At 28.2% G+C, this 8081-nt stretch carries 7 protein-coding genes; all 7 read right to left on the bottom strand.

Annotation, left to right across the window (positions count from 1 at the left end; genetic code table 11):
• Positions 1 to 127: 127 nt before the first annotated feature.
• Positions 128 to 1030 carry an aminoglycoside phosphotransferase family protein gene (locus BHW04_RS03160; RefSeq protein WP_302630857.1) on the bottom strand — a complete coding sequence of 301 codons (903 nt, stop codon included), beginning with the start codon at positions 1028 to 1030 and terminating at the stop codon, positions 128 to 130.
• A gap of 344 nt (positions 1031 to 1374) precedes the next feature.
• Positions 1375 to 2523, bottom strand: coding sequence for a flagellin lysine-N-methylase (gene fliB / locus BHW04_RS03155; protein WP_302698849.1), 1149 nt, complete (start codon positions 2521 to 2523; stop codon positions 1375 to 1377).
• Between the two features lie 175 nt (positions 2524 to 2698).
• A complete protein-coding gene (locus BHW04_RS03150; protein WP_302698847.1) occupies positions 2699 to 3661 on the bottom strand; it encodes a phospho-N-acetylmuramoyl-pentapeptide-transferase in 963 nt (320 codons plus the stop codon).
• A gap of 138 nt (positions 3662 to 3799) precedes the next feature.
• A complete protein-coding gene (gene ispG, locus BHW04_RS03145) occupies positions 3800 to 4849 on the bottom strand; it encodes a flavodoxin-dependent (E)-4-hydroxy-3-methylbut-2-enyl-diphosphate synthase (protein WP_302698845.1) in 1050 nt (349 codons plus the stop codon).
• Positions 4850 to 4864: 15 nt separating this feature from the next.
• Positions 4865 to 5878, bottom strand: a complete 1014-nt coding sequence (gene rseP, locus BHW04_RS03140; protein WP_302698843.1) for an RIP metalloprotease RseP — start codon at positions 5876 to 5878, stop codon at positions 4865 to 4867.
• A 12-nt stretch (positions 5879 to 5890) separates the two neighbouring features.
• On the bottom strand, positions 5891 to 7051 hold the full coding sequence (gene dxr / locus BHW04_RS03135) for a 1-deoxy-D-xylulose-5-phosphate reductoisomerase (RefSeq protein ID WP_302698842.1): 1161 nt from the start codon (positions 7049 to 7051) through the stop codon (positions 5891 to 5893).
• A 17-nt stretch (positions 7052 to 7068) separates the two neighbouring features.
• A complete protein-coding gene (locus BHW04_RS03130) occupies positions 7069 to 8022 on the bottom strand; it encodes an AI-2E family transporter (protein WP_022212338.1) in 954 nt (317 codons plus the stop codon).
• Positions 8023 to 8081: the final 59 nt, after the last annotated feature.

Genomic DNA, 8081 nt, shown 5'->3' with positions numbered 1-8081 from the left:
ATTTATAATTAATAAATTTAACATATTTAAAGGCTGAATGCTAGATAACATCTAACTTTCAGCCATCGAAAATTTTATACTTTCCTGTACTTTAAAAAATATAGGCAGTTTTTTAAACTGCCTATTCTTAATTATTCACCCAACAAGGAGAATCAAAAGATGATTTTGTAAAATCATTATAAACCATTTTCTTTCTCTTTATCATTGCTTCAACTTCTTCATTTGAACAATTTTCAGCCCATAAAATTGAATATAGGCTTGAATATGCTAGATAAAGCTTTAATCTCTGCCAGAAATCTACTGGGATATACTCTTCAAAATAGCCTTTAAGTTGGCCTTTTGCAAATTCAATACTTTCTCCCCTGGTAAAAGCACACATGGGGATAAAATCCTTATATATATCTTCATAATTAAATCTATTAAAATCAATAATGTATATATTATTATTATTAATTATCATATTGCCTAAATGATAATCACCATGACATAGAGCTATTTTGGCTGAATTTAAAATTTCAATATTTTCTTTAATATATTTTATAAGTCCTTGGTCTTCATAGCTATAATATCTTGAATTTTCATAAGCCTTTGTTCTTTCTATTATTCTTTCTTTTTGCATCTCTATAATTCTCTTAGCATCAGTTATTTTCTCAGCTTCATGTATCTTCTTTAAAGTTTTTCCTGCCTCTATTCCAAGGTTAAACTGTTCTTCCTTTGAGTATCTACCTATAGATTCTAATGCATCCTCTCCTTCTATAAAGGTATATAGCTGCAATATCTTATTTCCACTAATTTTTAAATCAATAAACTTTGGTGTATTTTGGCATACTCTTGAAATTGTTCTGATAATTTCACTTTCTTTTAATTTTTCATCAAATTTTGATATTTCTGAAATCCTCAGCAATAATTTTTTATTATCACTTGTGTATATAATATATTTCCTATCATTTGACCATCCTTTTTCTAAAGGTTCCATTTTTCTAAATAAATGTGAATTTTTCAAAATATTAAAGTCTATTAAACTTTCCATTTTAAACCCTTAATTTCTTTATTCACTCCTTATTTTCAACTAACTTAAATAAAGAAATTGTAAAATTCCTTTTATTATTTAAAGCTTTCATTAAGTATAATTCTTATTTCTTTTAAATAAACATATCTAACTTATTATTAATATTTTATTCTTCTTTTAGGATAATCGTTAATACTATAGGAAAAAATAAAGAGAAGTAATGATTTTAAATATATTTGTTCTTTTTAATCTCTTAAACACCATTATTTTTTCTTCCTTTATAACTCTATGCATTTTTTTACTTGTACATTACTATTGCTTTTAATTTAAGTAAAATCAGCATAAAAAAACAATGCTGATTAATATTAAGCTTTATAATTTATTATTTTATTTAAAACTTTATTATGTTCTAAGTCCTTGCTAATGGCCTGTATGACACTAACAACATCTTCTGCCATAATCCTTTCTTTGCTCTTATATATTCTTCCTTTCAGATATTCCTTTATAAGCTTATATGTATTAATTAGTACATTGACACTTGCCATCATATCTTCTCCCTTATTAAAAGGAATAAGATCTTTAAATATCTGATTTACAAGATAATTTTCCACTACATATGCATAATCTTTTAAAATTTCTTCTATTTTCTCAGTTATATCATTATATAAATCTTTATTTCTATCTAATAATATATTATTTCTATAATCCTCTGCATATTTTTTCAATCTAGGACTTCTTATTTTTTTAATAATATCATTATCCCCAATAATAGCACTAAATCTTTCATCAACTTTCAAGCTTTCTTTAATATATTCTTGATAATTGAATATCCCCTTAGAATAATCTTCAAAAAACTCTTCTAATCCCTCCCAATCGCCTTCTAATTTTAAAGAATCTATTTTACTATAAAATCTCTTTAATATACTAAGCCTCTCGTCTATGGAATATTCACTGCACTGAATAATATTTATTGATAGTATTCTTATTTCCCAAAAATATTGAATCAAACTCTCTGTTCCCGCAAAGGCTTCTGTATCAATTATCCTTCTAATTTCAATATTATCTTCATCTAAGTTTTCATCCACTTCAATAAACTCCATCTTTTCTTTACTCATTAAGGCTAAACGGCATATTTCTTCACAAGAAGCCAAGGCACTTTTTTCATAAATTCCATCAACAATATTAAAAATTCTCGGATAGCTTTTACAAGTTATACATAAATTCTCTTCACCTACACCTCCATGAATATCACATAACATATTCTCATTTAAAAATGGACACATACTACCATCCTTTAATATCATATATCCAGCATTAAAGAAATCATCATTTGTATCACCAACTAAAAATTTGCCATCAACTAATCTTTTTAAAACGCCTGTACTATTTTTATATCTCTCTAAACTATTTTCATCTATATTAATATCCCAACCAGCACAACATGTATCCGTACATTCTGATCCGATACATTTAAATTTCTCCATATATTTAGGTATAAAAGTATTAACTATCATATTTACTCCACTCTCTTTTGTTAAACTCATTTCAACTATCTATTATATCACTTCTCTTAAGCTTTTCCTCTAAAATATTTATAAACAATATAAGTCTTATCTGGAAAATAAAAAAATATCATATACAATGAATTTATAAATAAAAGCCTGGCTAAAATACGCCAAGCTTTTATTACTATTTTATCAAATAAATAACGCAAAATGAGATTATTATTTGTATTATTGCAAATCTAAAAACTACCTGTGTATTTGACCAGTCATTTCTCTTACGTACCTGGTCATGTATTGGAGTTCTTATATTATTTAATATTTCAATTTTTAAAAATCTTCTAAATGATATTTTAATTAGCCCTAATCCTCCATCGATTATAAGCATTAAAGCCACTGGAATATATAATAGAGGACTTCCTGTTTTAAGTATTGCAATACTAATAAATATACCTAATGCACGAGAACCAGCATCACCCATCATTAGCTTACTAGGTGTAGCGTTAAACCAAAGATATGCAAGTACGCAAACTATTAGAATCAATGTAATGTAATTAATAGCTGAATTTGTTCCTTTAACACTTTCTAATAAATAAATAGTGAATAAAGTAATAACTGATAAAGTTCCTGATAATCCATCTACACCATCAGTACAATTGGTTACATTTATAGATACCCACACAAGTATAACTGCTAATATAAAGAATACTATTGGATTTAAAACAATACTTTCACCTAAAATATTAATAAATATTTCACTTCCATTAAATGCTAAGTAAGTTCCAGCAACTAAACATGCAATTAATAAATCTAATGCTCCTTTTTTAAACTCTCCCCAAGGATTTTTTGATGCATCGTCCAAATATCCAGTTAACATAGAAGCTATGGTAAGCACAAGGTATATCAAAATTTCCCAATTAAACTTTCCAAATAGCATAGCTACTATACCAAAAGCCAAGATAAATATAAGTCCTGCACCTCTTGGTTTTCCTGCTGATTTCTTTCCATCATGTGCAAATTCTCTTCCTGCATCTTTAGGAAGCATGCTACTTAAATACTTTAATGCTAGGAACGTTCCAAAAAAGGCACATAATATACCTATTATCTGTACAAATTTATTATCTGTACATCCTGCAATTAAATTAATCATAACAATTTCACCTATTTCTTTCGCTATTTTATTAACAAAGTAATTTTACATTCAATATATATGTAAGTCAACATAATTTAGCTTATTACTGTCATTATTTATAGAAAAAAGGCATATTGTCATATATGCCTCTTCTTTCTATAAATTTTCTATTTCCTTAAGCAACTCTTCAACAAGATCCTCTTCTTTAACTTTTCTTAGGATTTCTCCCTTTTTAAAGATTAATCCAACTCCATTGCCTCCAGCTATACCAATATCTGCTTCTCTAGCTTCTCCAGGTCCATTTACAACACATCCCATTACAGCAACCTTTATATTCTTATTGCAATTCTCTAAACGCTTTTCCACTTCTTCTGCAATTTTAATAAGGTTGATTTGTGTTCTTCCACAAGTAGGACATGAAACAAACTGCATTCCTTGCTTTCTTAAACCTAGTGCAATAAGCATTTCCTTGGCAACCTTTATTTCTTCAATTGGATCACTGGTAAGTGACACTCTTATAGTGTCACCAATTCCTTCTGCTAATAAAGTACCTATACCTAATGTTGATTTAATAGTACCTCTGAAAACAGTTCCTGATTCAGTAACTCCTAAATGAAGAGGATAATTACATTTTTCACTCATAAGTCTATATGCTTTTATCATCATTGGAACATCAGAAGATTTTATTGATATTACAATATCGTAAAATCCTATTTCTTCAAGAATCTTAACATGATTCATGGCAGACTCAACTAATCCTTCTGCTGTTGGTTTTCCATCACGTTCTAAGATTTCTTTTTCTAAAGACCCTGAATTTACCCCAATTCTAATAGGTATATTTCTTTCCTTTGCTGCTTTAGCAACAATCTTCACTCTTTCAATGCTTCCTATATTTCCTGGATTCAACCTTAAAGCTGATACGCCATTTTCTATAGCCTTTAATGCTAATCTATAATCAAAATGTATATCTGCAACCACTGGCATTGGTGAGTGCTTACAAATTTCTTTTAAGCTTTCTGCTGATTCCATATCCGGTACTGCACATCTTATTATTTCACATCCTGCAATATACAACTCTCTTATTTGATTTAATGTTGCTTCTACATCTCTTGTATCTGTATTAGTCATAGATTGAATTGATACTTTGGCATCTCCACCAAGTAGAATATCTCCAACCTTCACTTGTCTTGTCTTTTTTCTTTCCATTTTAATTATCCTTTCCTAAAGCTTAACTGGGAAAATAATATCTTTCAGTGTAACTACAACCATTAATCCCATAAGTATCATAAATCCTACATAATTGATAACCCCTACAACTTTATCTGGTACTTTTCTTCTTGTTATTAATTCAATAAATAATATTATAGCCCAACCGCCATCAAGTGCTGGGAATGGTAATAAATTAAATACTGCTAAGTTAATGCTTATTACACCTAAGAAATAAGCTAATGTCTGAATACCACTTTTTGCTGCTTCACCAGACATTCTTATGATAGTAACTGGTCCACCTACATCAGTTTTTAAATTTAACTTACCAGTAACTAATAGCTTTAAGCTTTTATAAGTTTGCTTTACCATAGTTATTGTATAATTATAAGTGTATTTTAAACTTTCACCTATAGTTGGATTAGTTACTCTTTCGTAATAAAATCCCATTAAATATGATCCTCTAGCTTCATCAAGCTTAGGAGTTACATTTAAATCTAATTTCTTTCCATCTCTATTAACTACTAAATCTAGAGATTTTCCTTTACTTAATTGAACTTCTAAAAGAATGTCATCAGTCGTTCTAACATTTACTCCATTAATTTTTGTTATGATGTCTCCCTTTTGAAGACCTACTTCTTGTGCTGGAGAGTTATCCATAACACTATCTACAACATTTTTAGAAAATCCAACATTACTAAAGTATAAAGCAAATATAAGTATGGCAAAAACCACATTCATAAATGCACCTGCAAGAATTACTGAAATTCTTCTAAGAGGTGACTTGCTGGAAAAACTTCTCTCATCTTCTACAGCTTCCTCTTCTCCCATCATTTTTACATATCCTCCAATAGGAAGAAGCCTTAATGAATATTGAGTTTCTTTTCCCTTATGTGAAAAAACTTCTGGTCCCATTCCTATTGAAAATTCTTCAACTTTAATTCCATTGACTTTAGCCATAATAAAATGTCCTAATTCATGAACTATAACAAGTAAACTAAAGCCTAAAATAGCCATTATAATATACAATTAATCCAACTCCTAACTAACTTTTTTTCTTAAATATTCTCTTACCTCTTGATCAACTGCTATAATGTTATCAATTGTAAGCTCCATATTGCTTTTATCTTTAAATTTATCCATACATTCTTCAATTAAATCAGCAATATCTAAAAACTTAATTTTTTCTTCTAATAATAATGCAACTGCTTCTTCATTGGCGCCATTTAAAATAGTAGGCATTAATCCACCTGCTTTTCCTGCTTTAAAAGCAAGCTTAAGGCATTTAAATGTATCCATATCAGGCTTTTCAAATGTAAGCTGTGCTATTTCATAAAAGCTTATTGGATTTGCTATTCTTCCTTCTCTTTTAGGGTAATTAAGCGCATATTGTATTGGTAATCTCATATCTGGTGAGCCAATTTGTGCTATGATACTTGCATCTTTATATTCAACCATAGAATGAATTATACTTTGTGGATGTACTACAACTTCAATATTATCATAACTACATTCAAATAGATAGTGTGCCTCAATAACTTCTAGACCTTTATTCATCAATGTTGCTGAATCTATACTTATTTTTTGCCCCATATTCCACTTTGGGTGTTTTAATGCTTGATGAACTGTAACATCCTTTAAATCATCTATATTCTTGCCTCTAAATGGTCCACCTGAAGCAGTTAATATTATCTTATGTATATCCTTATTACAGTATCCGCTTAAGCTTTGGAAGATAGCACTATGTTCTGAATCTACAGGCAGTATTTTAACTCCATTTTCTTTAGCCTTCTTCATTACTATTTCACCTGCTACTACAAGGGTTTCTTTATTAGCTAAAGCTATATCTTTTTTTGCTTCAATTGCTGCTATGGTTGGCTTTAGACCTATCATACCTACTACAGATGTAACTACTGTGTCTATTTCATCTAGAGATGCTACTTTAATAAGCCCATCAATTCCACTATAAACATTTATACTCTTCTGATTATTAGTACAATATTCCTTAATTTCTTTATAAGCTTTTTTATCCATCATTGCTACATATTTAGGTGAAAATTCTTCGATTATATCGATAATTTTATTTACAGATGAATTTGCACTTACTGCTACTAAATTTATTGTTCCTGATGATTTTCTTATTACATCTAATGTTTGTGTCCCAATAGAACCTGTAGCCCCTAAAATTGATATATTCTTCATATTTGCCTCCTATGTTTCTAACCATAAAGTATATCTTTCGCTACTAAGCAATATATTGGTCCTACTAAAATCCCTATAAAACCAAAAATTTCAGCACCAATATATATAGATAACATTATAGCTAACGGATGAATCTCTAATTTAGAGCTTAAAAATTTTAGTTCTAAAATCTCTCTTATAAGCTGAGAAAGAATATATAGAGATATCATTCCTATTACAATTAAATATTTTTTTACTACTATATTGTATATTATAATTGGTATAAAAACAATTATTGTTCCCACATATGGTAAAATATCTAATATTCCACATAGTATTCCTAAAAAAAATCCACTGGGAATATGTAAGATACTAAAACCAGTTATTATTATAGTAGTTGTTACGCATACTAGGATAAGTTCAATTTTTATTACCTGCCTTAAATTATTTTTCTTTTCTGAAATCTTAGAAAAAATATTGATTGGAACTACCTTCAATAGTAGTTCTCTTACATTTTCTCTATCCACCAACAAAAAATACACAGTAATATTTCCAATTATATATGCAAGAAGCCCTTCACCTGTTATGCTAGCACCAGCTGTTAATATATTACTTGTTATGTTCTTTAGAGCTCTTTGTAATATTTTTTCAATATCTATGCCAAAAAGCAACTTAATATTTTTTTCTAATATTATTAAGCCTTCAGCATGATTATTATATATCTTCTTTAATATATCTATAAATTCGTTGCCAAAGTAAAATGCAAAACAAAAAAACATTACATTTATCAACAATATACTTAATGCACCAGAAATTCGCTTTGAAATATTAAACTTTAGAAAAAAATCATAAAAAGACCTTCCTATAATCAGCATAATAATTATTATTATAAATGGCTTAAAATAATATTTAATACCTAATGTTATTACTGTAAAAATTGCAAATAGTTCTATAAGAAGAAGTATTTTATTATATTTTTCTATAGTTTTCATAACATTCTCCTTTAACATTTATATTAAAATTATATTATTTAGAAAGAACATTAATGATA

This window comes from Clostridium sp. 29_15, from assembly GCF_001916075.1.
Taxonomy (GTDB): domain Bacteria; phylum Bacillota; class Clostridia; order Clostridiales; family Clostridiaceae; genus Clostridium; species Clostridium lentum.
Note: the sequence above shows the minus strand (reverse complement) of the source record. Positions and strands in the feature narration are given on the sequence as shown.

What these genes read in the sequence shown, in the direction of transcription:
- dxr (WP_302698842.1), bottom strand. Translation starts at nt 7,051, where the DNA reads ATGAAGAATATATCAATTTTAGGGGCTACAGGTTCTATTGGGACACAA.
- BHW04_RS03150 (WP_302698847.1), bottom strand. Translation starts at nt 3,661, where the DNA reads ATGATTAATTTAATTGCAGGATGTACAGATAATAAATTTGTACAGATA.
- BHW04_RS03130 (WP_022212338.1), bottom strand. Translation starts at nt 8,022, where the DNA reads ATGAAAACTATAGAAAAATATAATAAAATACTTCTTCTTATAGAACTA.
- ispG (WP_302698845.1), bottom strand. Translation starts at nt 4,849, where the DNA reads ATGGAAAGAAAAAAGACAAGACAAGTGAAGGTTGGAGATATTCTACTT.
- fliB (WP_302698849.1), bottom strand. Translation starts at nt 2,523, where the DNA reads ATGATAGTTAATACTTTTATACCTAAATATATGGAGAAATTTAAATGT.
- BHW04_RS03160 (WP_302630857.1), bottom strand. Translation starts at nt 1,030, where the DNA reads ATGGAAAGTTTAATAGACTTTAATATTTTGAAAAATTCACATTTATTT.